At 56.9% G+C, this 2336-nt stretch carries 2 protein-coding genes; one reads left to right on the top strand and one right to left on the bottom strand.

Annotated elements, in window-relative coordinates:
- On the top strand, positions 1-1041 hold a 1041-nt coding region (locus tag NW844_RS12690), incomplete at its 5' end, for a mechanosensitive ion channel (protein WP_414336162.1).
- A gap of 191 nt (positions 1042-1232) precedes the next feature.
- Here the strand turns inward: NW844_RS12690 and cydB are convergent.
- Positions 1233-2282 (bottom strand): cytochrome d ubiquinol oxidase subunit II, encoded by a 1050-nt coding sequence (gene cydB / locus NW844_RS12685; protein ID WP_414336160.1) that lies wholly within the window; start codon positions 2280-2282, stop codon positions 1233-1235.
- Between the last annotated feature and the right edge of the window lie 54 nt (positions 2283-2336).

Raw genomic sequence — 2336 nt, 5'->3', positions numbered from 1 at the left:
GGGGGGGCTGAGGTCGCTCCTTTTCTCTTGAATGAAGCTCTGGGTGACGCCCTCTACTGGTTGATTCTCTTGTTCTTTTTGCCGCTCATTCTGGATACGCTGAACCTGCGGGGGCCGCTGCAGCCGGTGCAAAACCTGCTGGATCAAATCCTATCGATGGTGCCGCGCATTTTGGGAGCGCTCATCATCGGTGGGGTGGGTTGGTTTTTGGCCCGCATTGTGCGTGGGATCGTTTCCAATTTGCTGGCGGCAGCAGGAGCCAACCGCTTGGGGGCCCGCTTTGGCATTCCCCAGTTGGCCCAGATTGTCGGGACGGTGGCCTACATCTTGGTGTTGATCCCGGCGGTGATTGCGGCTCTCAATGCTCTGGAAATCCGGGCCATCTCGGATCCGGCGGTGGCGATGCTGGAGCAGGTGTTGCGGGCCATTCCCCGAATTGCAGGATCGGCTCTGATTCTGGCCGTCTTTTACTGGCTGGGGCAGTTTTTGGCGGGCTTGGTGACCCAGTTGCTGCAGGCGGTGGGCTTTGACCGCTTGGCTGCCGGCCTCGGCTTGCCCTTGGCCCCTGCTCCTGAAGCGCCTGCCGCTGAAGGGGAGTTGGTGAAGCGGCGCACCCCCTCTGAAATTGCCGGCCTGGTGGTCTGGGTGGGCGTGGTCTTGTTTGGGGCGGTGCCGGCGGTGGAGCTGTTGCAGTTTGCCGCTTTAACCGACATCGTGCAGGGGCTGTTGCTGATTTCCGGGCGGGTGCTCATCGGCGCCTTGGTGTTCGGGATCGGCCTTTACTTGGCCAATTTGGCCCATTCCATGATCAAGAGCTTGGGCAACCCCTCTGCAGGCGTGCTGGCGCAGGCGGCGCGGGTGGCCATCTTGGTTTTCGTCGGCGCCATGGCCTTACAACAGATGGGTGTAGCCACCGACATTGTGGTGCTGGCTTTTGGCCTGGTGCTGGGCGCGATTGCCGTCGCGGTGGCCTTGGCTTTTGGTTTGGGAGGTCGCGATGTGGCTGCCGAGCAGATCCGGCAGTGGCTGAAGCGGGAGTGAAAAGGCCAAATCTGCTAGAGGAATTGCTCTTCCTACCCAAAGAGAGCAGCGCTTCTTAAGGAGTGGCCATGCCACCCATCCGATGGCCCCCTCAAGGTTAACCCTGTTTTGCTTGCAAATGTACCCCGCCTGGCAAAACGCTCCGCGGGGTCTTGATTTAATTAATTAAGTTGAGACTTTTTGCTTTGGGTTTAAGCTGCCTCCGAAACTTTGGCCTCTTCTGGCGTTGCTTCCTGCACCACGATCTTGCCCCGGAACACCACATAGTTGTAGATGTTGTAGGACAAAATAACCGGGATCAAAAAGCCAATAAAGGTGAGCATAAACACCAGCGAACTGGGAGAAGCGGCTGCTTCGTAGATGGTGACGCTGGGAGGAATAATGTTGGGGAAAACCATAAACCCCAAGCCGATAAAAGAAAGGGCAAAGACTAAAAAAGTATAAACCAAAACGCTATTTTCTTCTCGCCGCCGCAGGCTGCGCAGCAACAGAGCCACCAACAAAAGTCCCAAAACGGGGATGGCAGCAAAGATATAGAAAAGAGGAGGCGAGAAAAGCTGAGCGCGCGCCTGCTCCGACATGATGGGGGTGCTGATGGTGATAAACACTGCCCCCAGCAATGTTGTCCAGGTGGCGATGGTTGCTGTCTTGTAGTAGGTTTTCTGCAGCTCGCCGGTGGTCTTAACGATCAGATAGGCCGAGCCGACTAACACGTAGCCCTGGATCAAGGTAAGAGCCACCAACACCGTGCGCCAGGTCAGCCAATCCCAAGGGCTGCCGGCAAAGTGGCCGGCTTCGTCGACGCGGATCCCTTCGAAGACGCTGCCCAAGGCAAACCCCTGGCCCAAGGCCGCCAAAAAGCTGCCCACCCCGAAGGCAATGTTCCACACCAGCTTGTTGTCGGCGTTCTCCCGAAACTCGAAAGAGACAGCCCGCAAGATCAGGCCCACCACCATGATCACCAGCGGAATGTAGAGAGCGTTGAGAATGGTGGCGTAGGCGAGGGGAAAGGATCCAAATAAGGATCCCCCCATCAGCACCAGCCACGTCTCATTGGCATCCCAAACATTGCCCAGGCTGGTCATGAGAATGCTGCGGCGGGTCTCGCTAGAAGCCGTCAGGGAGAGGATGCCAACCCCCAAGTCAAATCCATCTAGCAGAACATAGAGGAAGAGGAAGAGACCGAGGATAAAAAACCAGACTTGCGGTAAAAACTGCTGTAAAGGCTCGAAAGATTCCATCGTCGTTCTCTGTAGTTTATTTCCGACCAGTTCGAGACATGATCCCCCTCACCC

Source organism: Synechococcus sp. H55.2 (assembly GCF_047462495.1).
Classification (GTDB): domain Bacteria; phylum Cyanobacteriota; class Cyanobacteriia; order Thermostichales; family Thermostichaceae; genus Thermostichus.
The sequence above is the reverse complement of the archived record's forward strand: the minus strand, read 5'-3'. Positions and strand labels throughout refer to the sequence as shown.

Coding starts and splice junctions, on each gene's coding strand:
- cydB (WP_414336160.1), bottom strand. CDS start 2,282: ATGGAATCTTTCGAGCCTTTACAGCAGTTTTTACCGCAAGTCTGGTTT.